The sequence below is a fragment of the Methylobacterium sp. 001424705 genome (assembly GCF_059816145.1).
In genome coordinates this window covers 63,490-86,613 of the sequence record NZ_JCBANU010000024.1, presented here as the reverse complement: position 1 = coordinate 86,613, position 23,124 = coordinate 63,490, and the positions used below count along the sequence as shown (strand labels likewise).

Here is a 23,124-nt window from a genome sequence, read left to right as displayed (position 1 = left end):
GCCAGAACGACGCCATGACGCTGAAAACGTTCTCCGCCAGATGAGTGCCAGTATTCGTGACGTGGCGCGCGCCGCCGGTGTCTCGACGGCCACGGTCTCCCGAGCTCTCGGTCGAGGGCCGGTCAGCGACGTCCTGCGCCAGCAGGTCGAGGCAGCGGTTCGGGCGACTGGATATCGCCCGAATCTGTCCGCGCGCCGCCTGCGCTCGCAATCGACGCAGACCATCGGCTTGATCGTCGCCGATATCCGCAATCCGTTCTTCACGGCGGTGAGCCGGGCGGTGGAGGACGCGGCCTACGCCGCCGGCATGCGGGTGATCCTGTGCAACACCGACGAGGATCCGGAGCGCGAGCGCCTGTATCTCCGGCTGATGGAGGAGGAGCGCGTCACCGGCGTGATCTTCGCGCCCACGCGCGGAACGGCGGAATCGCTCAAGGCCGACAGCCTCGACGTGCCGGTGGTCTTCATCGACCGCACCGGCCCGGCGGGGACCTACGACAGCGTCGTCCTCGACAACGCGGCGGCCACCGGCGCCCTGGTCGATCATCTCTGGGAGCGCGGCTATCGCCGGATCGGGGGGCTGTTCGGCTCGACCAGTTCCACCGCGCAGGAGCGGCAGGCCGCCTACGAGGCGGCGCTCCGGCATCGCGGCGCCGAGCCCCTGGCCCGCGTGGCGCCGCCCACCGCGGAGGCGGCCGAGGCCACGCTCACCCGCTGGCTGGCCGAGCCGGACCGGCCCGACGCGCTGATCCTGTCGAACGGCCTGACGCTGATGGGCGCGGTGCGCGCCGCGCGCACGCTCGCCCTCGCGGTCCCGGACCAGCTCGGCCTCGCGGGCTTCGACAACGACCCCTGGACCGACCTGGTGGAGCCCGGTCTCACGGTGATCGAGCAGCCGGTGGCGCAGATCGGCGCCCAGGCGATGGCCCTGCTGTTCGACCGGCTGAAGGCGCCGGGCGAGGCCGTCCGCAAGGTCACCCTCAGCGGCCGGCTGGTGGTCCGGGGGTCGTCGGGGCGCGGCTAGCTCCGCGCCCGCCGCAGGGGGCCCGAGGCGTCGCCGGCCCGGTCTCGCCCCGGCGCCGGATCCGTCGCGGGGCGGACTCAGCGCAGGGTCGGCGACTCGCCGGGGTGCAGGGGCCGGTCCTCGTCCGGCCCGCTTACGGCGTTCAGGCGCTCGAGATGCTCGAAGACATGCGCGAAGGCGTCCGTGACGGCCTTCTCGAAGGCGCCGTCGGACCGACCCTGGGAGGCCTTGAGGGCGCTGAGCAGGGCTTGATGCGTTTCGGTGTCATGCGACATGGCTGTCCTCCCGACCGGACGGATGGCCCGCCCGGGGGAGCAAGCGCCCGCAGGGATCGCCGGTTCCGAGGGGCCGGACCCCGTGCGGTCCCGCAGACCCGATCGGCGCGGCGCGGCCCCTCGCGCATCCGTCATCGAACCTTGGCCGTCGGCACTCGTTGTCCGCCGGCCCCTGCAGGCCGGAGACACCCCCTCGGCATGCGTTCCCGTTCCCTTCTCGTCGGCTCCCTCGTCCTCCTCGCCGCCGGGGCCGGCCTCGCCGGCTTCGGCCGCTTCAGCTACGCGCCGACGCCGTCGCGGGAGTCCCTCGCGAACCCCGACCGCTACCCGATCTCGACGGCCTACGACGTGCTCGGGCGCCGCATCGGCCGGGAGGAGGCCGCGACCCTGCGCACCACCGAGGCGGGGCGTCGGACCCTGTCGCCCGAGGCCGGCGCCTTCGCCATCGACGAAGCCGTCATCGCGCGTGGGCGGGAGGCCTTCTACACCGAGACCTTCGGGAACGAGGTCTTTCTCACCGACGTGATGGGGATGCTCGACGGCGCCCTGACGCCCTACGAGGTCGCCCGCGCCGTGCTGCTGCTGGGCGGGACGGCCACCCACAACCTCCAGGTCCGCGTCGCCCAGGACGTGCGGATCGGCGAACGCCAGTGGCGCAAGGGCGACCTGGTCTCGACCGGCCTCGACGTCGAAAAGGGCGGCCTCGGCATCATCGGTCTGAAGACCTTCTACGACCGGGGCCACCTGCGCCTCGGCATCACCTGCGCCCTCTGCCACGCGGCGGTCGATCCCCGATCCGGCAAGGTCGTGGAGGGGGCGCCGAACGCCGACCTCAATGCCGGGCTGCTCCTCGCCCTCTCGGCCAACGCCTCCGCCTACTTCATGCACGGCAGCGTCGACCTCGCGGCCGTCGCGGGCGATCCGTCCCGCACGGTCCCGACCGCCGGGGGAGGGACCGCGGTGCTGCCGGACCGGGACAAGCTGGAGGCGGCGGCCAAGGTCGAGGTCGCGAGCTGGCCGCCGGGCAGCTTCGATTCCTCCGCCGACCGGGTGACGAACCCGACCTCGATCCCGTCGAGCTTCTCGGCCTACGGCGAGCCCTACAGCTGGAGCGGGCGCGAGGCGGTCGGGCCCTTCCACGGGCTGTCGTCCCTGAACAACAACGTGCACGCGGCCAATTCCGACACGACCCAGCTCGCCGCCGCCGCGCCCTGGCTGTTCGACCTCGATCCGGACCTCTACCTCGGCATCCTGTTCCAGGGGGCGGTGAACCCGGCCCTGCGCTACGACCCGACGAAAGCCACGCGGCCGAGTGCGATCCTGGCCGCCTTCGACCCGACGCCGGGCTCGCCCGGCCTCAACCGCTACGCCGTCCTGCCGAGCTTTCCGGCGACCAACTACATGACCGACAACGGGCTGTTCGCCTCCGCGGCCGGGGAGCCGGCGAACTTCGCCAACAACGCCATGTCGGCCTTCCAGAACCTCCTGCGTCCGCCGGCCGCCCCGAAGGCTGGGGCCGAGGCCGGCCGCGCGGTGTTCGCGCGGGCCGGCTGTGCCGGCTGCCATGCCGGCCCGGCGCTGACCAACAACCGGATCGTGCCCGTGGGCGAGATCGGCACCGAGCCGACCCGGGCCCGCGCCGGGGCCAAGATGGAGGCGCACCTCGCACCGCCGTCGATGTTCGCGACCGACACGCCGTTCCCCCTGCCGGCCGATCCCAGGATCGTGCCGATCCCCCTGGAGGGCGAGGCCCTGAAGCAGGTCCGGCTCGGCTGGGCCCATGCCGGCACCGAGGGCGGCTACAAGGTCCCGAACCTCGTCGGCCTCGCCTGGTCGGCGCCCTACCTGCACGATGGCGGCGTGGCGGTGGGGACCGACCCCGCCGGCCAGCTCGGCGTGCCCGGCACCCTGGAAAGCGGCCTCGCGCCGGACCCGCGCAACAGCCTGCGGGCCCTGGTGGACCGGGACCTGCGCGGGCGGGTCGTGGCCGCCAACCGCGCCTCCGCCACCGCACGCACGGCGCGTGTGACGGGCGAGGGGCACCCCTACTGGGTCGATGCCGCGGCCGGCTTCGGCCCCGCCGACCAGGAGGCGCTGCTGGGCTACCTGCTCTCCATCGATGCCCTGACGCAGGACGTGCCGGTGCCATGAGCCCGGCCGCGGACACCCACGAGGACACGACGATGCCCACGAGCGGAACCACCGAGGGGCCCCCGCGCCTCGAACGCAAGGCGGTCGCCGCCGTGGTGCTCGGCAACGCCCTCGAGTTCTACGACTTCACCATCTACGCCTTCTTCGCCAAACCCATCGGGGAGGCGTTCTTCCCCTCGCAGAACGCCACCGACAGCCTGCTCGCCTCCCTGGCCCTGTTCGGCATCGGCTACGTCATGCGGCCCATCGGCGGCATCCTCATCGGGGCCTTCGCGGACCGGGCGGGACGCAAGCCCGCCATGCTGATCACCATCGCGCTGATGGCCATCGGCATGGTGATGCTGGCGGCCGCTCCCGGCTACGCCACCCTGGGGGGCTGGTCGCAGGTCATCGTCATCGTGGGCCGGCTCATCCAGGGGCTCGCGCTGGGGGGCGAGGTCGGCCCCTCCACCGCCTACCTCCTGGAGGCCGCGCCGGGGCAGCAGCGCGGCTTCGTGGCGAGCTGGCAGATCGCCAGCCAGGGCTGCGCCGCGCTGATCGCCGGCCTGGTGGCCTCGGCCCTGACCTACGCGGTCGGCGACGACGCCATGGCCAGCTGGGGCTGGCGGGTGATGTTCGCGCTGGGCATCGGCGTCGTCCCCGTCGGCCTGATCATCCGCAGCCACCTGCCTGAGACCGCCGGCGAGCGCGCCGACCCGGCCGCGGCCGAGTCCACGCTCGCGGTGGTCCGGCGCCTGGTGCGCGAGCACGGCCGGATGCTGGTCCTGACCTTCCTCGTCATCGCTGCCTCCACCGTCTCCAACGCGGTGGGCACCAATATGCCGGTCTACGCCCAGGCCACCCTCGGGCTCACCGAGACGGTCTCCACCGCCGTGCCGATCGCCCTCGGCCTCGCCTCCATCGCCTTCCCGCTGCTGGGCGGCTGGCTGGCCGACCGGTTCGGCCGGCGCCCGGTGATGATCTGGCCCCGCGTGCTCATCGTCGTGCTGACCGTGCCGGCCTTCGCCTGGCTCGTGCGCGACCCGACCGGCCCGTCGGTCTACGCCGTGACCTTCCTGCTCTCGGCCCTGTCCTCGATCAACGCGGCGGCGATCATCGTGGCGATTCCCGAAGCCCTGCCGCGCGCGGTGCGCAGCGCCGGCCTCTCCATCGTGTACGCCTTCTCGGTCTCGATCTTCGGGGGGAGCACGAACTACCTCGTGAACAAGCTCATCGCCGTCTCGGGCGACAAGCTGGCCCCGGCCTACTACCTCGTGGCCTTCAGCATCGTGGGCACGATCGCGGCCCTCCTCATGCCCGAGACCCGCGGCCGGGACCTCGAGGCGAACGCGGAGGCGCGCTGAGCGGCGGCCGGCGCGCGCCGCCCCCGTCAGCCTCGGACAAGATAGGCTCCCTAAAGCTTCGGTCATGAATGATCGGGACCGGAGCCGGCCGTGACAGGCGTCTACCTCTTCGACTTGGCCTCGCAGCAGGCGCGCTACCTCGCGGTGCGTCAGTCGACCATCGCGAGCAACGTCGCGAACGCCAACACGCCCGATTACAAAGCGCGCGACGTGGTGCCGTTCTCCGAGGTGATGGCGCGCACGGCCTCCGCCGGCATGGCCTTGACGGAAAGCGCCCACGTCACCTCCGTCGAGGGCCGCATCCCGACGAAGCCGGTCTCGGCCGCCGAGGCCTGGGACGCGCTCTCGACCTCGAGCTCGGTGAGCCTGGAGCAGGAGATGCTCAAGGCCGGCGAGGTCAGCCGCGAGCACAACCTCAACATGGGCATCGTCAAGGCCTTCGACCGGATGCTCAAGGCGGCGGTGAAGAGCTGATGATCGACCCCCTCGCCGCCTCCACCCGCCTCGCCAGCGCCGGCATGGAGGCGCAGTCCCTGCGCCTGCGCATCGCCGCCGAGAACGTCGCCAACGCACAATCCGTCGGCGATGGCCCCGGGGCGGACCCCTATGCCCGCAAGACCGTGACCTTCCGGTCCGCCCTGGACCGGGCCGCGGGCGGCCCCACCGTGGCCCTGCGGCGGATCGGCACCGACGACGCGCCGTTCCGCATCGAGCGCGACCCCGGCAACCCGGCGGCCGATGCCGAGGGCAACGTGAAGATGCCCAACGTCAACGTGCTGGTGGAGATGGCCGACATCCGTGAGGCCAACCGCTCCTACGAAGCCAACGTCCAGGTGATCAAGCAGGCCCGCGCCATGGTCGCCAGCGTCATCGACCTCCTGAGAACCTGAGACCCGCGATGATCGAAGCCCTCACCTCGCTCGCCGCCTTCGACCGGGCCGCCGGCATCACCCGCACCGACTCGGCCGCGCCGCTGGCGCGCACGAGCTTCCCCGTGATCCCGGCGGCCGCCACGGCCGGTCCCGCCACCGATTTCGGGGACGTCATGGCGCAGCTCGCCGGGGGGCTGCGCACCTCCCTGCGCACCGGCGAGGCCACCGCCATCTCGGGCATCCAGGGCAAGGCCTCGACGCAGCAGGTGGTCGAGGCGGTGATGTCGGCCGAGCAAAGCCTGCAGACCGCCATCGCCGTCCGGGACAAGGTGGTCGCCGCCTATCTCGAGCTCAGCCGCATGCCGATCTGACGATGGATCGCGTGGACAACCCTGCCAAACGCTTCGACGGGACCGGGACACCATGAGAGCGCTCGCCATCGCGGCCACGGGCATGAACGCCCAGCAGATGAACCTCGAGGTCATCGCCAACAACATCGCCAACCTGAACACCACTGGGTTCAAGGGGGCGCGGGCCGAGTTCACCGACCTGCTCTACCAGGCCGAGCGCCAGCAGGGCGTGCCCAACCAGGCCGGCCAGGAGCCGGTGCCGGAAGGCGCGATGCTCGGCCTCGGCGTGCGCACCGCCGCCATCCGCAACCTGCACCGCCAGGGGCCGCTCGCCAACACCGCCAACCAGCTCGACCTCGCGGTGAACGGCCGGGGCTACTTCCAGATCACCAACCCCAACGGCGAGATCAACTACACCCGCGCCGGGGCCTTCAACCGCAACAACACCGGCCAGATCGTCACCCTGGAGGGCTACGCCCTCGACCCGGCGGTCCTCATCCCCAACGGCGCCGTCGACGTGGTGATCAACCAGTCGGGCCAGGTCTTCGCCAAGGTGGACGGGCAGGTGCAGGCGCAGAACCTGGGCCAGATCACCCTGGCGAACTTCGCCAACGATGCCGGCCTGGAGCCCCTCGGCAACGGCCTCTACCGCGAGACCGCGGCCTCCGGTGCCCCCGTCACCGGCGTGCCCGGCGACCCGAGCTTCGGCAAGCTGCAGCAGGGCTACCTGGAGAGCTCGAACGTCGATCCCGTCAAGGAGATCACCAACATGATCACGGCCCAGCGCGCCTTCGAGATGAACTCGAAGGTGATCCAGGCCGCCGACGAGATGGCCGGAACGATCTCCAAGGGCATCCGCTAAGCGCGTCGGGCGGCGCCGCCGCCTGAGCCCCATACCCCCACCTCCGCGCGGCGGCGACGGGCGGCACCGGCTCTCCGCCGGGGCCGTGGCCGCCCGTTCGGGCATTCTCCAAGGGCGCGACAACGTCATGGGTATTCACCTTCCGGGCCTTTCCCCGCGCAGCCGGTGCCGCCTCGCCGCCGTCGGGCTCGCGCTGCTGGCCGGGCCGGCCGCGGCCGAGGACCTGATGCTGCCGGTGCCGACGGTGACGATCTATCCCGGCGACACCATCAAGCCGTCGATGCTGCGGATGCAGGCCTATCCGGAGAGCTTCAAGGCCCGCACCGCCGTGGTCGACGCCGCCCTAGCGATCTCCGGGCGCGTCGCCAAGCGGATGCTGCTCCCGGGCGAGCCGGTGCCGGTCAACGCCATCGATGATCCCCGCCTCGTCAGCCGGGGCACCCCGACGCAGATCGTGTTCGAGGAGCAGGGCCTGCTCATCACCGCCGTCGGCGCGCCGCTCCAGAACGGCGGCCTCGGCGACGTCATCCGCGTGCGCAACACCGACACCAACCGCATCGTGCTCGGCACCGTGATGGCCGACGGCCGAATCCGGACCGGGGACCATTGATGCACCGCCTCCTGGCCAGAATCCTCGCCAAGCTCCCGGCTCTCGCCGCGGCCCTCCTCCTGGCCCTGCCCGCGCCCGCCCTGGCCGGCACCCGGATCAAGGACATCGCCACCCTCAAGGGCGTGCGCGACAACCAGCTCGTGGGCTACGGCCTCGTCACCGGCCTGCAGGGCACCGGCGACACCCTGCGCAACGCCCAGTTCACCGAGCAATCCCTGCAGTCGATGCTCGATCGCATGGGCATCAACGTCCGCGACGCCCGCCTGCGCACCCGCAACGTCGCCGCCGTGATGGTGACCGCCGACCTGCCGCCCTACACCGGCACCGGCTCGCGCATCGACGTCACCGTGACCTCGCTGGGCGACGCCACCTCCCTCAAGGGCGGCACCCTGCTGATGACGCCGCTGATGGGCGGCGACAGCCTGACCTACGCCGCCGCGCAGGGGCCCCTCGCGGTCTCGGGCTTCAGCGTCGGCGGCCAGGCCGAGACGGTGACCCAGGGCGTGCCGACGGCCGGGCGCATCCCCAACGGCGCCCTGATCGAGCGCGAGGTGCCGGGCACCTTCCGGGACCTGCCGGAACTCGTGTTCGAGTTGAAGAACCCCGACTTCAAGACCGCCACCATGGTGGCCGACGCCATCAACGCCTACGCGCTGGCGCGCTTCAACCGCCGGGTCGCGGCCCCGCGGGATCAGCGCGCCATCGCCCTGATGCGGCCGAGCAACATCGCCCAGACCCGGTTCGTGGCCGAGATCGGCGACCTCACCGTCAACCCCGACACCCCGGCCCGCGTCGTCGTCGACCAGCGCACCGGCACGGTGGTGATCGGCCGCAACGTCCAGATCTCCACCGTGGCGGTGACGCACGGCAACCTCACGGTGCGGGTGACGGAGGCCCCCGAAGTCTCGCAGCCGGCGCCGTTCTCCAACGGGCAGACGGCGGTGGTGCCGCGCACGGAGGTGGCGGTCAACGAGCAGTCCGGCCGGATGGCGATCATCGGCGGCTCGGACCTCCAGACCCTGGTGCGCGGCCTCAACAACGTCGGCCTCAAGCCCAGCGACATCATCTCGATCCTCCAGGCGGTGAAGACCTCCGGGGCGCTTCAGGCGGAGCTCGTGGTGCAATGAGCGCGGCCAACGGCCATCCCCTGCCGGGCGCGGCGGCCCGCCTCGTCGTGCGCACGCCCGGCCTGACCCGGCCCGCCCGCTGGCTCGCCCTGATGGCGCTGCGGGTCCTGCTGTTCGTCGGCCTCCTGTTCGTCGGCGTCCTGGCGCTCGCCGCCTTCGGCCTCGGCCCGGCCGGCGCCGTCGAGGGCGGCCGACCGGCGATCTCGGGGATGAACCCGGGCCCGCTCCCGAAGGCCGCGGCGAAGCCGGCCGCGCCCCGCCTCGCCGTCGCGGCCAAGCCCGTGGCAGACAAGCCCGTCGCCGGCGTCATCCCACCGGTCGGCCCGGCCGAGCCCGTCACGGTGGTGTCCCAGCCGATCGAGACCACGGGGGCGATCGAGGCCAAGGGGTCCGATGCCAAGGCGTCCGATGCCAAGGCGTCCGAGGTGAAGCCCGCCGAACCGGCGCAGGTCGCCGAGGTCCGGGCCCCCGAGCCGGAGCCGGTCAAGCCCGCGCCGAAGCCACCGGCCTATTGCGCCAGCATCGCGGACGCCGCCGCCGACGCCCGCTTCGCCTGGCAGAAGGAGCAGCTGGCGACCCTGGAGAGGCAGGTCGAGGAGCGGATCGCCGCCCTGGAGGCCAAGCGCGCCGAGTACGAGACCTGGCTCGCCCGCCGCGACGCCTTCCTGGCCAAGGCCGACGAGGGCGTGGTGGCGATCTACACCAAGATGCGGGCGGATGCCGCCGCGCTCCAGCTCGCCAACATGCCCGACGAGGGCGCCGCTGCGATCCTGACCAAGCTCAACGCCCGGAACGCGAGCGCGATCCTGAGCGAGATGGAGGCCGCGCGCGCCGCGCAGCTGGCCCGCATGATGACCGAGATGGGCAAGACCGGCGCGGGTAAGACCGAGCCGGGCATGAAGCCCCGCACGAGCGAGAAATCCTGATGCTTCCCAACACGTTCCGGGCCGGCCTGATCCTGGTGCTGGCGGCGCCCGCCCTCGGCGCCTGCAACACGCCGGTGGACCGGATCGGCCAGGCGCCGCTGCTGACGCCGATCGGCACCGGCCTGCAGCCGCCACGCGAGGCCTTGCCGACCACCTACGGCTCCCTCGGGCGCCGGACCTACCACTCGACCTGGGCGCCGGGCAGCGCCGAGATGTTCCAGGATCCACGCGCCCGCAACATCGGCGACGTGATCACGGTCTCGATCCTCATCGACGACAAGGCGCAGTTCGGCAATTCGAGCGACCGCTCGCGCAGCCAGAAGTCGGGCCTCGGCTTCGATTTCGGCTACGGCGTCTCGGCCCTGAAGGACACGGCCACCGCGGATGCCGGCATCCGCTCCTCCACCGAGACCAAGGGCGCCGGCAACATCGACCGCTCGGAGGTGCTGCGCCTCCAGGTCGCCGCCATCGTCACCGAGCAGATGCCCAACGGCAACGTCGTCATCAGCGGCTCGCAGGAGGTGCGGGTGAACAACGAGGTCCGCGTGCTGACCGTGGCGGGCATCGTCCGGCCGCGGGACATCTCGCGCAAGAACACCATCGACTACGACAAGATCGCCGAGGCGCGCATCTCCTATGGCGGGCGCGGCCGCATCTCGGACGTGCAGGCGCCGACCTTCGGCCAGCAGGTCTTCGAGACCCTGGCGCCGTTCTGAGACCTGGGGGGCGGGAGCGGAACCATGGCGGCCAAGGACGACAAGACGGCGGCGAAGAAGGGCGGCGGCAAGGGCTGGATCCTGGCCCTCGCCCTGACCAGCCTCGTCGCCATCGGCACGGGCGGCGGTCTCGGCCTCTACCTCCTGTCCACCGTCGAGAAGGCGGTGGACGGCAAGAAGAAGGACGAGGAGGACAAGGCGGTCAAGGTCCTGAAATACACCGGCGACCTCGCCCTGCGCAGCGTCGGCTCGGTGGTCACCAACCTCGCCGACACCAACGACGCCTGGGTCCGCCTCGAATCCTCGGTCGTGTTCAAGACCGGCGCCGTGCCGAACCCGGACGTGGCGCTCGCCGAGATCCGCTCCGACATCGTCGCCTACCTGCGCACCGTCTCCCTGAAGCAGATCGAGGGTGCCAGCGGGCTCCTGCACCTGCGCGAGGACCTCAACGAGCGGGTGGCCCTGCGCACGAAGGGGCAGGTCCGCGAGCTGATCGTCGAGATGCTGGTGGTGCAGTAGGGCCCCATGACCGTGCCGACCCTCTCAAGATCCGTCACCGCCGGCCTCGCCCTCGCCGCCGGACTCGGCGCCGGCCTCGCCCTCGCCGGGCCGGCGCTGGCCCAGTCGGCCACGGGCCTGCCCGCCCTCGATGCGCTGCTGCCGGCCGGGAACGGGGCGGCGAGCGGGCGCATCCTGCAGCTCGTGGCGCTGCTCACCGTGCTGTCGCTGGCCCCCGGCCTCCTCGTCATGGTGACGAGCTTCACCCGGTTCGCCATCGCGTTCTCGTTCCTGCGCTCGGGCCTCGGCCTCCAGAGCACGCCGGCCAACATCTTCCTCGTCAGCCTGTCGCTGTTCATGACCTTCTACGTCATGGCGCCGACCTTCGACCGGGCCTGGGAGGAGGGCCTGAAGCCGCTCACGGAGAACCGGATCTCCGAGGTGGAGGCGATCCCGAAGCTCGTCGAGCCGTTCCGGGAGTTCATGACCCAGCATGTCCGCCCGAAGGACCTCCAAACCTTCACGGATCTGGCCAGCCGCAACATCCCGAAGGCCGAGGGGGGGGAGAAGATCGACCTGCGCATCCTGATCCCGGCCTTCATGATCTCGGAGCTGCGCCGCGGCTTCGAGATCGGCTTCCTGATCGCCCTGCCGTTCCTGGTGATCGACATGATCGTCTCCACCATCGTCATGTCGATGGGCATGATGATGCTGCCGCCCACCGTGATCTCGCTGCCGTTCAAGGTGCTGTTCTTCATCCTCATCGACGGCTGGAACATGCTGGTGGGAGGCCTGGTCCGGTCGTTCTTCTAGCGCTTCGTCGGCGCGGGCCGCCCGGCGTGTCGCGACGCAATCTCCGCGCAAGGCTGGCGGGCGACAGGACGGGATCGGATCGCGGATCCGAAGCGGAGCAGCCCACCGAATGTCCGGTCTTCAGCACGCCGAACGGCTCTGGAACAACATCCTCGCCCTCGGCGGACGGCGCATCGCCGCCCTGTCGCTCATCGGCGTGGTGGTGTTCCTCGCCGTCGGCCTCGGCGCCTATTACCTGAGCCGCCCGGCCCAGGAGCCCCTCTACACGGGCCTGAGCCGCGAGGATGTCGGGCGCATCGGCAGCGTCCTGAAGGACGCCAACATCCCCTTCGACGTCAGCGCCGACGGCGCGGCGGTGCTCGTCGCCTACGGCCACACCGCCCAGGCCCGGATGCTGCTCGCCGAGAAGGGCCTGCCGCAGAGCGCCAAGTCCGGCTACGAGCTGTTCAACGACCTCGGCTCGCTGGGCATGACCTCGTTCATGCAGGAGGTGACCCGCGTGCGCGCCCTGGAGGGCGAGATCGCCCGCACCATCCAGGGCATGAAGGGCGTGAAGGCCGCCCGGGTCCACATCGTGCTGCCCGACCGGGGCTCGTTCCGCCGCGACCAGCAGCCCCCTTCCGCCTCCGTGGTGGTGCGGACCGAGCCCGCCGACGACGTCAGCGGCGCCCAGTCGATCCGCCACCTCGTCGCCTCCGCGGTGCCCGGCATGAAGCCGGACCGCGTCACCGTGATCGGCTCGGACGGTTCGCTCCTGCTTTCCGGGGACGATGCCAACGCGGTGCCCACCGGCAAGATGGCGACCCTGGAGAAGACCATCGGCCACGAGGTCCAGGACAACATCCGCCGGACGCTGACCCCCTATCTCGGCGTCGGCAACTTCGAGGTCAGCGTCGCGGCGCGCCTGAACACCGACAAGACGGTGCAGAACGAGACGATCTTCAATCCCGACCAGCGCGTCGAGCGCTCGACCCGGGCCGTGCGCGAGACCGAGAACTCGCAGAACCGCAACGCCGGCCAGCGGCCCACCACCGCGCAGGCGAACCTGCCCGACCAGCGCGCCCGCTCGGATGGCGGCGACACCGCCAGCAACGAGACGCAGAAGCGCGAAGATCTGACGAACTACGAGATCTCCTCGAAGACGATCCAGACCGTGAGCGACGGCTACAACATCAAGCACATCTCGGTGGCGGTCCTCGTCAACCGCGCCCGCCTCGCCGCCCTGGCCGGGCCGGATGCCAGCAAGGCCGCCATCGACGCGCAGGTCGCCGAGATCGAGCAGCTCGTCGGCTCGGCCGCGGGCTTCAACAAGGAGCGCGGCGACAACGTCAAGGTCGCCGCCGTCGGCTTCGTCAATGACGGGCAGCCCCTGGAGCCGGTGGCCCCGCTCAGCCTCACCGACGTGCTGATGCGCCAGTCGGCGACCCTCATCAACGCCGGCACCATCCTGCTGGTCGCCGGCCTGCTGATCTGGTTCGGCCTGCGCCCCGCCATGCGGGCCATCCTGGAGATTCCGGCCGCCCAGCAGGAGGAGGCCCGCGCCCTGGCCGCGGCGGCGGAGGCCCAGGCCCTCGCGGCGGCCGCGCCGAACGCGGCGCTCGCGGGTCCCAACGCCGCCCTCGGCGCCGATACGGACGCCGTCCCGAGCCTCGCGGCCCCCGGCCAGAGCCCGGTCGCCAGCATGATCGAGGACCTCACCGAGAAGCTGAACCGTTCGCCGCAGAAGAGACTTGAGCAGATGATCGAGGCCGACGAGGCGCAGGCCGCCGAGATCCTGAAGCGCTGGCTGCTGCGTGAGGCCGCGTGATGGCCCCCGTGATCGCCCGCCTCCTGCCCGACTTCTCCGACGCCGTGGTGCCGGTGCGCGGCGCCCCCGCGCCCCACACCGCCGCGCCCCGTCCCTCCGAAGGGCTCGCGGCCCTCCTGCGCAAGCCCGTGGAACCGCCCGAGGACCGCGAGGCCCTGCTCCGCGCCGCCGAGGCCCGGGGCCTGGAGCGCGGACGCGAACTCGGTCGGGCGGAAGCTGCCGCCGAGTCCGCCTCGGTGATCGCCTGCCTGCAGGCCGATCACGCGGCCCGCCTCACCGAGACGCGCCAGGCCTGGTGCGTGGAAGAGGGCGACCGCCTCGCGGCCGGCTTCGCCGACGCGCTCCAGGCCCTCGGCGCCGGACTCACCGACCGGGTGGGGCATCTCCTCGTGCCCGTGCTCACCGAGGCCCTGCGCCGCCAGGCCGTCGACGAGCTGGCCCAGAGCCTCGCCCGCATCCTCGGCGAGGCCCGCGCGCCCGTGCGGGTGAGCGGACCGGCCGACCTCCTCGACGCGGTGGCGGGCAAGCTCGGCCCGTTCGAGGCCACCCTCGCGTTCCAGCCCTCCGAGGCCGTGGACGTCACGGTGCAGGCCGACCAGACCGTGATCGAGACCCAGCTCGGCGCCTGGGGCCGCCTCATGACCGCCGCGGTCCAGGGAGCCTGACCCGATGGCGGACGAGGGCCACCACGAGATCATCATCATCCGGCGCCACGGCGACCACGAGGACGGTCACCACGGCGGTGCCTGGAAGATCGCGCTCGCCGACTTCATGACCGCCATGATGGCGCTGTTCCTGGTGCTGTGGCTGATCGGCTCCACCACCAAGGAGACGAAGTCGGCCATCGCCGAGTACTTCAACCCGGTGAAGCTCGCCGACGTGAGCTTCGATCGCAAGGGCCTGCGCGATCCCCAGAACAAGCCCGGCGAGCCCACGCCGGAGGAGGGCAAGCCCGACGGCGGAACCGGCGACAGCAGCGCCGACGGCAAGGGCGGCCAGTCCGACGCGAAGTCGGATGCCAAGACCGACGGCAAGAGCGCCTCCGGGCCGCCGGGCAGCCGCGCCCGCGAGGCGGCCCTGTTCCAGGACCCCTACGCGGTCCTGGCCAAGCTCGCCGCCGAGCTCGAGCCCGGCCCGGAGACGGCCTCGGCCGACGCGGTCGTGACCGAGACCGGCGAGCCCGGCATCAAGGGCGGCGAGGCCGCCCGCGATCCCTTCGATCCGCTCTACTGGCAGGTGGCGCCCCTCGCCAAGACACGCACCGAGCAGGCCGGGTCCACCGGGACGGTGACCCCCCTGCCGCAGGAGGCGCGCCCCGACGTGCGCGCGGCCGCCTCCGGGGCGAAGCCGGCCGCGATCAAGGTCGCCTCGGCCCTGCCGGGCGAGACGGACGCCAGGGTGATGGCGCTCCTGGCCAAGGCCGAGGCGCCCAAGACTGAGGCGTCCAAGACCGAGGCGCCCAAGACCGAGGCGCCCAAGGACGCGAACAAGGACGCGAAGGCTGCGGCCGAGGCCAAGTCGGCCGCCGAGAAGTCCGCCGCCGAGAAGGCGGCCGCGGAAGCCAGGTCCGCGGAAGCCAGGTCCGCGGAGGCCCGGGCGGCCGAGGAGGCCCGGCAGGCGGCCGATGCCGCCGAGACCGCAACGCTGGCCGAGATCAGGGCCGAGATCGCCAAGGTGCTGCCGATGCAGGGCGGCGCGCCGGCGCCCCGCACGGAGGTCCGCCGCACCGGCGAGGGCATCCTCATCAGCCTCACCGACGAGGTGAACTTCGCGATGTTCAGCGTCGGCTCGGCCGAGCCGCAGGCCAAGGTGGTGCGGGCCCTGGAGCAGGTCGCCCGCATCCTCAAGGACCGGCCCGGCCGGATCGTCGTGCGCGGCCACACCGATGCGCGCCCCTTCCGCTCGGAGGTCTACGACAACTGGCGTCTGTCCTCGGCCCGGGCACAGATGGCCTCCTACATGCTCGTGCGCGGCGGCGTGCCCGACGCGCGCCTGGAACGCATCGAGGGCTATGCCGACCGTCAGCCGCGCAACCCCGCCGATCCGAAGGCGGCCGAGAACCGGCGCATCGAGATCCTGCTGCGGGCGCGGCCCGAGTGATGCGGGCCGCCGGGATGCGCCGCGCGCGGATCGCCTGCGTCCTGCTCGGCGGCCTGGGCTTCGTCCCGGCCGCCTGGGGGGCGGACTCCCACGGCGCGGGGGATCACGGCGGAAGCGATCACGGCGCCGCCCCGGCCGCCCCGATCGAGCCCCTGCCCGTGGCCCCGCGCCCGGTTCCGGTGGAGCTGGTGCGCACGCTGCAGCTGCTCCAGGACCGGATCGCCCAGGGCTCGGCCCAGGCCCATCAGGGCCAGCGCGCCTTTCTGTCCCTGGCCGAATCGCGCATGCTCGGCCTCGATCCCGAGACCTGGGCCGACCCCGTCAGCGTGCACGCGGCGGTGACCTTCGGGCTCGGCGGCGGCGGCCCGGGGCTGCTGCGCCACCTCGTCGCCTCGGGCAAGGTGCCGGAGGCCGAGCGGCCGGTGGTGTTCGGCGCGCTCGCCTATCTCGAGGGACGCGAGAAGGAGGCCCGCGCCCTCCTGGTGAAGATCGACCCGCTGGTCGTGCCGGTGAGTCTCGGCGCGCAGCTCGCCCTGGCGCAATCCGCTCTGGTGGTGCGCGACGATCCCACCCAGTCGATCCGCCTCCTCGACCTCGCGCGCCTGCTCGCCCCCGGCACCCTGGTGGAGGAGGGGGCGCTGCGCCGCGAGATCTTCGTGCTGGCCCAGGCCAACGACCTGGCGAAATTCGAGACCCTGGCGGTGCAGTACCTGCGGCGCTTCCGCCACTCGGTCTATGCCGGCAACTTCCGCCAGCGCTTCGCCGCCGCGCTCACCCGACTCGACTTTGCCGGCGACGACGTCCGCTTCGCCCGCCTCCAGGCCATGCTCGACGAGATCGAGATCGAGGGGCGGCGCGAGCTCTACCTCCTTCTCGCCCGGGCCGCCCTCGATCAGGGCAAGACCACCACGGCGGTGTTCTCCGCCGAGCGCGGCGTCACCCTGGCGGAGCCCGGCTCGCCGGAGGCGGTGCGCGCGCGCCTCTATCGCGCGGCGGCCCTCCTCGTCGTGGAGGGGCGCTTCGACGAATCCGTCGAGACCCTGCGCATGACCGACCGCACCGTGCTGGACTCCGCCGACCGCGACCTCCTGGACGCCGCGCTCTCGACCGCCCGGGAGATCCGGGCCGGGCCGCCCGCCCCGATCCCGGTCCAGGCGGACCCCACGGGTCCCCGCGTCCTGCCGGTCGCGCCATCCATTGCCCGGGCGCAGGACGCCATCGGGCGCATCGACGAGATCATGCGCAGGAGCGAGCGTTGAACACCCTCGGTGCCACCAGTCCCGGCCCCCGCGCCCTCTCGGACGCGCCCGGCCCCCGCGGCGCAGGTTCGGAGACGCCGGAGGCGCCCCGCGATGCCTTCGGGGCCGTGCTGGGCGCCCTCGGAGGGGGACGCAACGCGGACGAGACGCCCACGCCGGAGGCCGACCGGCCGGGCCGCCGCGACGACGAGGCTGCCCCGGCCCCGTCCGGCGAGGAGACCGATCCGCTGGCCCTGCTCGCCCTCGTGGTTCCGACGGCCGCCCCCGCCCCCGCCGCCGGCGCCCCGGCGCCGAAGCCGCAGGCGATCACCCTCGAGACCCTGGTGGCCCGCGCCTTGCCGGCCCAGGCCCCGGGGCAGGCCGTGGCCAGCGGCCCGGCGACCCGGCCCGGCGGACCGGACGGTCCGGCCGGGACGGACCCGCTGGCCGGGGCGGACCTGCTTCCGGGGGCGGACCTGCTGGCCGGGACGGACCCGGTCGCCGCCGGCCGCGTGCCGCAGGCCGCGGGCGCCGAGGCGCGGACCCGCATCGCCGTGCTCCAGCGCGAGACCCACTTCGCGCCGGTGCTTCCGAGCCTCCTCGGCGGATCGCGGGCGGCCGTCCCGGCGCCGGGCGCGCCCGGCCTGCCCGATGCTGCGGCGCTCCTGCCCGCCGCCGCTGGGGGGCTGCCCGCCGCCGCGGGGGGCTTGGCCGCCGCCGCGGGGGGCCTGGCCGCCGCCGCGGGGGGCCTGGCTCCCGGCGAAGCCGCCGCTGCGGTCGGCCCGACCCCGGCTGCGCCGCCCACCGGCCCGGCAAACCTGCCCGCATCGGGCGCCCCCGTCCTTCCGGCGCAGCCCCCGACGCAGGCCGCCCTCGTCTCCGCGACCGCGGCGGCCGCCCCCGCGCGCGCGCCGGGATCGCTCTCGGGCGACGCCGTCATGCCCGCGCGCGATCCCGTCCGTGGCGGCGCAGGACCGGGCGCGATCGAGCGGCCCCCCGCGACACCCTCTGCGATCCTGCGCGTCGATCCGGTGGCGGCGTCCGCCGAGACCGGCACCGCGGCCGCGCGCACGGCCCGGAGCAGCCTCGCGCCGGCCCTGCCGGGCGTTGCCGACGCGAACCTGTCCACCCCCCTGACCCTGCCGGCCGGGTCCCTGTCCGGCCCGGCCGCCGCGCCGGCCCAGCAGGTGGCCGCCGCCGTCCTGGCGGAGCTGCCGCGCGGACCGGCCGGGGCCGTCCCCGGCGCGCTGCCCGGGGCTCCGGTGGGGGAGGGCCCCCTGAAGCTTCTCACGCTGCAGCTTCATCCGGCGGACCTCGGCACCGTTCTGGTGCGGATGCGCCTGCGCGACGGCCAGCTCGAGATGAGTCTTCAAGCCAGCCGCGAGGACTCGGCGCGCCTGCTCCGCGAGGGCGGCGAGGTCCTCAACGATCTCCTGCGCCAGGGCGGCTACCGGCCCGAGAGCGTCACCGTCACCGTCGCGTCGCCCCCGGCCGACGGCCGGGGCGCATCGGGGAATCCAGGCTCGCAACAGGGACAGGGCGCACAGGGCTTCCCGGGCCAGGGCGAGTCCGGTGCGAACCAGGGCCGCCCCACCCCGGACCAGGCCGGGCGCTGGTCCTCCCCGGGCGGCGATCCGGCCGCCTCCGACCTTCACGAGCGGATGCATGAGAGCGTTTCGAGCAGCCCTGATCGCAGCGGCATTTACCTCTAGCCCCGGCCTGGCCGTCTCCGGTCTGGGCGGGGCGCTGGCCAACAGCGCCCCGCCGGTGCCGGGAAAGGCTGCGGCGCTGCCGGCCTCGGCCAATATCTGCGAGCGGGAGATGGCGGGGGCCTCGGCCAAGCACGGGGTGCCGCTCGGCGTCCTCTACGCGGTCGGCTTGACGGAGAGCGGCCGGCGCGGCTCGCTGCAGCCCTATGCCATGAACATCCAGGGCCGGGCCTATTTCGGCACCAGCGCCGCCGACGTGATGAGCCAGCTCGCCCAGGCGCGGGCGAGCGGCATCAAGCTCGTCGACCTGGGCTGCATGCAGATCAACCACCATTATCACCGCGAGAAGTTCGCCAGCCTGGAGGCGATGATCGATCCGCGCCAGAACGTCGAGTACGCGACCCTGTTCCTGAAGCAGCTGAAGGCGCGCGAGGGCAGCTGGACCCTGGCGGTGGCGCGCTATCATGCGGGTCCGAACAACAATCCGGCCCAGAAGCAGTATGTCTGCCGGGTCATCACCAACATGGTGGCCACGGGCTTCGGCGCCTGGACGCCGGGGGCGCGCAGCTTCTGCCAATAAGGCGCGTGCGCGTTGGGGACTCCGTCGGAGCCTCCTCTCGCGCCACGCCCCCGTCCGAGCCCCCTTGTGGCCTGGACGGCCTCCGGGGCCCGCCAGGTGGCGCCGACTTTGCGAGCGGCCCGGCTCAGGAAGGAACGCCCATGGCCTTTGCCTGCACCATCCCCGCGGTCGCCACCCTCCAGCAGGACGACGCGACCGTGCGCATCACGCGGTGGGATTTCGCGCCCGGTGCGGTCACTGGCTGGCACGAGCACGGATGGCCCTACTTCGTCGTGATGCTGGTGGCCGGGACCCTCAGGGTCCACGACGGCGACCGGGTCACCGACAGCATCCTGGAGGCCGGACAGGCCTATGCCCGCCCGGCCGGCATCCGGCACGACGTGATGAACGGCTCCGACCACCCGATCGCCTTCGTCGAGATCGAGGTCAAACGCCCGGAGGCTCTGGTCACGACGGCGGAGCCCGGCGACGGGCCGTCCCCGCCGGCAGGGTCCTGAGCCGTCCCGGGGCTCGGGCGCGTCCTCACGCGGAGGCCGCCCATCGCTCCTGCATCAGCTGCATCGACGGCGGCAGGCCGAGGACACGGCGATAGACGGCGATGCGCCGCAAGGCCTTCTGCTGTTCCCGACCCGATTGGGCGCGACACATCCGTTCCGCGGACCCCAGCAGCATATCGGCGTCACGGGCTGGCAGGGCCGCCAGGGTCTGTAGCGCGGGGAGAGCCGACCGGGACATGTGCATGAACACGGAACGTCCGGCGCGCCGGCTTTCGGCCGTCACGGCTGCGTGAGCGGGCGAATGTGGTAAATAGATTCCTCCGCCCCTCGGCGTTTGGGGAGGACGACGCGCAAGGGGCGGGCCGCTGAATCACGGCGACGGCCGCGCCCGATCAGGGATCGGCCGGCGAGCCGCTCTTGCAAGCACAGGCGCGCGATCGGTGGGGCGGATGCTGATGAACCGTGGCGCATGTGCTGTTTCTCACCTGAGAACATCAAAATACGATTGAGAGACGCGAAAATTAAATTTGGGCGGCCAAGTCTTCCATTTCAGGCCTATGCGCTGAAGACATGTCTCTTCGCGTCGAAGCCTCCGAACCCTCCTCTGGAGCATGCGCTATAGTGGTCGGACGCTGAGGCCTTCGCATTATGGTGCGTTGCAAAATGAGCAAGTCGCAGCGCACAAAAATGTGGTTTCATCTCCTCAACGGCCGGCACGTTGCCAGCCAAACCGGAGATTTCAGATGCGCGCGACCCGCCTCTTCGCCTTGACCGTCCTCGCGTCCGCCACCGTCGCCACCGGCGCGGCCCAGGCGGGCGAGGCCCTCTACCTGACGCCCCCGCTGTTCCGTGAGCAGGCGCGCGAGACCCAGCAGGTGCGGACCCTCAGCGACCTGACCACCACCCCTCAGCCCGTCGCCCCCGCGAAGGCCGCCACCGCCCCGCAGAGCGCGCTGGCCGGCAGCGAAGTCGAAACGACGGGCTCCTTCTGAGGAAGAGACCGACCGCCGCGACCCTGCGGTCCATCCGCCGAGGTCGTCGAACCCGGGCTCATCGGGCGATCCCCTGAAGGATCCGCCCCGGTGGGCCCGTTTCGTTGTGCATCGGCGTCGCGGCAGGCGGGGCTCAGCCGACGAAGGTGTAGCCCATGAAGCGCTTGGCCTCGATCGGGTCGTAGCCGAGGCGCTGGCTGAGCTTCTTGCGCAGCTTGCTGACGTGGCCCTCGATGACGCTCTCCTCGACGCCGTTGCTGTAGACGCCGTAGACGATGTTGTAGATCTGCGACTTGGTCATCCGCCGGCCCCGGTTGCGCACCAGGCACTCCAGGATGTGGCGCTCGCGCCGCGGCAGGGGCAGCACCGCGCCGTCCACCTCGGGATCGCGGCCATCGAAATGGACCTTCAGGCGCTCGGGCTCGGGCGGCGCCTCGCGGACCGGGCCGGCCTGCGCGTTCACCCGGCGCCAGATCGCCTCGGAGCGTGCCAGGATCTCCCGGATATGGACGGGCTTGGGCAGCACGTCGTCGATGCCGGCCTCGAAGAGCTGCAGGGTCTGGTCGAGGGAGCGCACGTCGCTCAGGGCGATGATGGGGGCGCGCGACAGCTTGCGGATCAGCGTGGCGCACTTCGCCCGGCCCTCGAAATCGCCCAGGAGGAAGCCCTGGATCGCCTCGCGGTCGACCCGGGAGGAAGACTGGAACCAGTGGGTGAATTCCTGCGGGTCGAGGCCGAGGGAGGAGATGCCCTCGCGGTCGAAGCTCGCCTTGTAGCCGGAATTCACCGAAGGCCGCTCGTCGACCAGGACATACATCGGCAATCTCCGGATGATCTTGCGACGGTCGGGGGTATGCTGGGTTACAACTGGACAGCGAAACAATCAGGGGTCGGTACGGAGCCTTGCACGTCGCTCCTCAAGTCCAGCCTGGCCGAGGGAATCGCCTATCATTTAGCAATGTCGGGCATCGCCGGCGCCGTCAATGAGGTTTGGGTCACACGCAGATGTGATCGCGCGATCGGCGCGTCGACAAACGGTCGCGGTGCGGGTGAGGAGCTGCGAGGACGCGGCCGGGCCGGATCGATCGGGCCGGTGCGCCCGGCTTCCGCTCAGGCGGCGGCGCGGGTCAGGCGGGCCCCGGCGAGGGCCGTCTCGAAGCCGTTGAGGCAGAAGGTCGGGCCCTGGTCGGCCAGGATCCGCTGGATCGCGACGCCCACGTAGACGCCGTCGAGGATGAGCTTGAAGAACACCGTCACGGGTTCGGTGACGAACTCCATGTCGAGCACCACGGTGAGCGAGCGGCCCCAGTCGAACCGGACGTCGGCCCCGTCCGCGTACGCGATGGTCGCTTCCTTGAAGAACGGCTCGGCGGAGGAGGCGACGAGGTCGGCGATGTTCCCGTGCCGGGCGGCCTGCACCCAGCCGATCAGGATGCCGCCGTCGAGGAGGCAGAGTTCCGCGATGAAGTCCCGGATCGCGTTGGCGAAGACGCGCTCGGCATCGGCGAGCACGTCCGGGACGTCCACGCACAGGGCTCCGGGGGAGGAAGACGCCTCGGTCATCAGCGAGCCTTCGAGAACAGGAAGAACAGGATCTGAGCCACTGCGCTGTAGAACTCCGCGGGAATCATCTGGTCCACCTCGACACTGTCGTACAGGGACCTTGCGAGAGGCTTGTCTTCCACGACCGCAATGCCGTTCGCCTCGGCGATTTCTCGGATGCGGAGCGCCACGAGGTCCTTTCCCTTGGCGAGAACGAGAGGCGCGGGCTGTTCGTCGCGCGCATACCGGAGCGCGATCGCGTAGTGCGTCGGATTGGCGATGACCACGGTGGCCTGCTTCACATTGGCGAGCATGCGCTTGCGGGAGCGGTCCTGGGCCAGGGAGCGCAGGCGGCTCTTCACCAGGGGATCGCCCTCGGTCTGCTTGTGCTCGTCCTTGAGGTCCTGCTTCGACATCCGCAGGGAGCGCTGCCAGCGCAGGCGCGACCAGACCAGGTCGGCGGCCACGATGACGATGGTGGCGATGCAGACGACGGAAACGAGCCGGATCGAGACGGTGAGGATGAGGTCCGGGATCTGGCTCGGGTCGGTGAACATGGCACTCACGGCTTTGCTGCCCTCCGAGCGCAGGAGCAGCAGGCAGACGAGACTGATGCTTAAAAATTTAAGGACCGATTTCAGGAACTCGAGCTGACCCGCTTTTCCGAAGATTCGTCCCCAGCCCGCCGCCGGCGAGATGCGCGACCATTGCGGGCGGATGCGTTCGCCCACGAGGCTCGGCACGTTCTGGATCAGGGCGGAGACGAGGCCGCAGAGGCCGAGGATCAGCACGACCGGGATCAGGAAGCGTGCGGCCGCCATCGCGGTTCCTTCGAGAATCCGGGCGACGTCCTGATTGTTCTCCAGGGCGAAGTCGCGGGGATGGTCGAAGAAGGGCGCGAGCGCCTGCATCAGGGGCGTGACCGCGTCGCGCACGACGAAGCTGAGGGCGATGAGCAGGCCGAGGATCGAGGCGAAGATGGGGGCCTCCCGGGAGAACGGGACGTTGCCCTTCTCGACGGCCTCCCGGATCTTCCGCTCGGTGGCGGCTTCGGTCTTGCTCTCCTGATCCTCGTCGGACATCGCTCACGCC

Annotated in this window: 26 protein-coding genes; 21 read left to right on the top strand and 5 right to left on the bottom strand. The window is 71.9% G+C overall.

Going from position 1 to position 23,124, the window contains the following annotated elements:
- The first annotated feature begins 40 nt into the window (after positions 1–40).
- On the top strand, positions 41–1,024 hold the full coding sequence (locus AC6EUL_RS17810) for a LacI family DNA-binding transcriptional regulator (protein WP_056213236.1): 984 nt from the start codon (positions 41–43) through the stop codon (positions 1,022–1,024).
- Between the two features lie 77 nt (positions 1,025–1,101).
- Here the strand turns inward: AC6EUL_RS17810 and AC6EUL_RS17805 are convergent, their stop codons facing one another.
- Entirely contained in the window at positions 1,102–1,299 is a 198-nt protein-coding gene (locus tag AC6EUL_RS17805; protein WP_056213238.1) for a hypothetical protein, read from the bottom strand.
- A gap of 198 nt (positions 1,300–1,497) precedes the next feature.
- Here AC6EUL_RS17805 and AC6EUL_RS17800 point away from each other — a divergent pair, with 198 nt between their 5' ends.
- From AC6EUL_RS17800 to AC6EUL_RS17710, 19 genes are all read left to right on the top strand, one after another.
- Complete coding sequence (locus tag AC6EUL_RS17800; protein ID WP_499871670.1) at positions 1,498–3,450, top strand: cytochrome C oxidase Cbb3; 1,953 nt, start codon at positions 1,498–1,500, stop codon at positions 3,448–3,450.
- A gap of 32 nt (positions 3,451–3,482) precedes the next feature.
- Positions 3,483–4,793 carry an MFS transporter gene (locus tag AC6EUL_RS17795; protein ID WP_499871692.1) on the top strand — a complete coding sequence of 437 codons (1,311 nt, stop codon included), beginning with the start codon at positions 3,483–3,485 and terminating at the stop codon, positions 4,791–4,793.
- Positions 4,794–4,883: 90 nt separating this feature from the next.
- Entirely contained in the window at positions 4,884–5,267 is a 384-nt protein-coding gene (gene flgB, locus AC6EUL_RS17790; RefSeq protein WP_056213241.1) for a flagellar basal body rod protein FlgB, read from the top strand.
- A complete protein-coding gene (gene flgC, locus AC6EUL_RS17785; RefSeq protein ID WP_056213243.1) occupies positions 5,267–5,683 on the top strand; it encodes a flagellar basal body rod protein FlgC in 417 nt (138 codons plus the stop codon). The genes flgB and flgC overlap by 1 nt, the downstream gene beginning before the upstream one ends.
- Before the next feature lie 8 nt (positions 5,684–5,691).
- Positions 5,692–6,036: a flagellar hook-basal body complex protein FliE gene (fliE, locus tag AC6EUL_RS17780; protein ID WP_056213245.1), complete on the top strand. Its 345-nt coding sequence runs from the start codon at positions 5,692–5,694 to the stop codon at positions 6,034–6,036.
- Positions 6,037–6,088: 52 nt separating this feature from the next.
- A complete protein-coding gene (gene flgG, locus AC6EUL_RS17775; protein ID WP_056213247.1) occupies positions 6,089–6,877 on the top strand; it encodes a flagellar basal-body rod protein FlgG in 789 nt (262 codons plus the stop codon).
- 127 nt (positions 6,878–7,004) lie between these two features.
- A complete protein-coding gene (gene flgA, locus AC6EUL_RS17770) occupies positions 7,005–7,487 on the top strand; it encodes a flagellar basal body P-ring formation chaperone FlgA (protein WP_056213249.1) in 483 nt (160 codons plus the stop codon).
- The gene (gene flgI, locus AC6EUL_RS17765; RefSeq protein ID WP_056213251.1) at positions 7,487–8,614 is read left to right on the top strand and encodes a flagellar basal body P-ring protein FlgI; all 1,128 of its coding nucleotides are present in this window, start codon (positions 7,487–7,489) and stop codon (positions 8,612–8,614) included. Before flgA ends, flgI begins: the two co-directional genes overlap by 1 nt.
- A gap of 374 nt (positions 8,615–8,988) precedes the next feature.
- Entirely contained in the window at positions 8,989–9,540 is a 552-nt protein-coding gene (locus tag AC6EUL_RS17760) for a MotE family protein (RefSeq protein ID WP_499871690.1), read from the top strand.
- Positions 9,540–10,256 carry a flagellar basal body L-ring protein FlgH gene (gene flgH, locus AC6EUL_RS17755; RefSeq protein ID WP_055957344.1) on the top strand — a complete coding sequence of 239 codons (717 nt, stop codon included), beginning with the start codon at positions 9,540–9,542 and terminating at the stop codon, positions 10,254–10,256. The genes AC6EUL_RS17760 and flgH overlap by 1 nt, the downstream gene beginning before the upstream one ends.
- A 24-nt stretch (positions 10,257–10,280) precedes the next feature.
- The gene (locus tag AC6EUL_RS17750) at positions 10,281–10,775 is read left to right on the top strand and encodes a flagellar basal body-associated FliL family protein (protein ID WP_056213255.1); all 495 of its coding nucleotides are present in this window, start codon (positions 10,281–10,283) and stop codon (positions 10,773–10,775) included.
- A gap of 6 nt (positions 10,776–10,781) precedes the next feature.
- On the top strand, positions 10,782–11,567 hold the full coding sequence (gene fliP / locus AC6EUL_RS17745; RefSeq protein ID WP_056277206.1) for a flagellar type III secretion system pore protein FliP: 786 nt from the start codon (positions 10,782–10,784) through the stop codon (positions 11,565–11,567).
- Between the two features lie 109 nt (positions 11,568–11,676).
- A complete protein-coding gene (gene fliF / locus AC6EUL_RS17740; protein ID WP_499871662.1) occupies positions 11,677–13,374 on the top strand; it encodes a flagellar basal-body MS-ring/collar protein FliF in 1,698 nt (565 codons plus the stop codon).
- Entirely contained in the window at positions 13,374–14,039 is a 666-nt protein-coding gene (locus AC6EUL_RS17735; RefSeq protein ID WP_499871660.1) for a hypothetical protein, read from the top strand. Before fliF ends, AC6EUL_RS17735 begins: the two co-directional genes overlap by 1 nt.
- 4 nt (positions 14,040–14,043) lie before the next feature.
- Positions 14,044–15,474: a MotB family protein gene (locus tag AC6EUL_RS17730; RefSeq protein ID WP_499871658.1), complete on the top strand. Its 1,431-nt coding sequence runs from the start codon at positions 14,044–14,046 to the stop codon at positions 15,472–15,474.
- 14 nt (positions 15,475–15,488) lie between these two features.
- Complete coding sequence (locus AC6EUL_RS17725; RefSeq protein WP_499871655.1) at positions 15,489–16,733, top strand: MotC family chemotaxis protein; 1,245 nt, start codon at positions 15,489–15,491, stop codon at positions 16,731–16,733.
- Positions 16,730–18,424: a flagellar hook-length control protein FliK gene (gene fliK, locus AC6EUL_RS17720; protein ID WP_499871653.1), complete on the top strand. Its 1,695-nt coding sequence runs from the start codon at positions 16,730–16,732 to the stop codon at positions 18,422–18,424. The genes AC6EUL_RS17725 and fliK overlap by 4 nt, the downstream gene beginning before the upstream one ends.
- Complete coding sequence (locus AC6EUL_RS17715; RefSeq protein ID WP_082487038.1) at positions 18,378–19,001, top strand: transglycosylase SLT domain-containing protein; 624 nt, start codon at positions 18,378–18,380, stop codon at positions 18,999–19,001. Before fliK ends, AC6EUL_RS17715 begins: the two co-directional genes overlap by 47 nt.
- Positions 19,002–19,141: 140 nt before the next feature.
- The gene (locus tag AC6EUL_RS17710; RefSeq protein ID WP_056277227.1) at positions 19,142–19,498 is read left to right on the top strand and encodes a cupin domain-containing protein; all 357 of its coding nucleotides are present in this window, start codon (positions 19,142–19,144) and stop codon (positions 19,496–19,498) included.
- 25 nt (positions 19,499–19,523) lie between these two features.
- Here the strand turns inward: AC6EUL_RS17710 and AC6EUL_RS17705 are convergent, their stop codons facing one another.
- Positions 19,524–19,748, bottom strand: a complete 225-nt coding sequence (locus tag AC6EUL_RS17705; protein WP_056349604.1) for a hypothetical protein — start codon at positions 19,746–19,748, stop codon at positions 19,524–19,526.
- Between the two features lie 493 nt (positions 19,749–20,241).
- Here AC6EUL_RS17705 and AC6EUL_RS17700 point away from each other — a divergent pair, with 493 nt between their 5' ends.
- Positions 20,242–20,490 (top strand): hypothetical protein, encoded by a 249-nt coding sequence (locus AC6EUL_RS17700; protein ID WP_499871649.1) that lies wholly within the window; start codon positions 20,242–20,244, stop codon positions 20,488–20,490.
- 133 nt (positions 20,491–20,623) lie between these two features.
- On the opposite strand, the gene AC6EUL_RS17695 is transcribed toward AC6EUL_RS17700, so the two are convergent.
- The 3 genes from AC6EUL_RS17695 to flhB form a co-directional block, all read right to left on the bottom strand.
- Positions 20,624–21,307 carry a response regulator transcription factor gene (locus AC6EUL_RS17695; RefSeq protein WP_056349601.1) on the bottom strand — a complete coding sequence of 228 codons (684 nt, stop codon included), beginning with the start codon at positions 21,305–21,307 and terminating at the stop codon, positions 20,624–20,626.
- A 293-nt stretch (positions 21,308–21,600) separates the two neighbouring features.
- Positions 21,601–22,053, bottom strand: a complete 453-nt coding sequence (locus AC6EUL_RS17690; RefSeq protein WP_499871646.1) for a BspJ family T4SS effector nucleomodulin — start codon at positions 22,051–22,053, stop codon at positions 21,601–21,603.
- Positions 22,053–23,114, bottom strand: a complete 1,062-nt coding sequence (flhB, locus tag AC6EUL_RS17685) for a flagellar biosynthesis protein FlhB (RefSeq protein WP_056213279.1) — start codon at positions 23,112–23,114, stop codon at positions 22,053–22,055. The genes AC6EUL_RS17690 and flhB overlap by 1 nt, the downstream gene beginning before the upstream one ends.
- Positions 23,115–23,124: the final 10 nt, after the last annotated feature.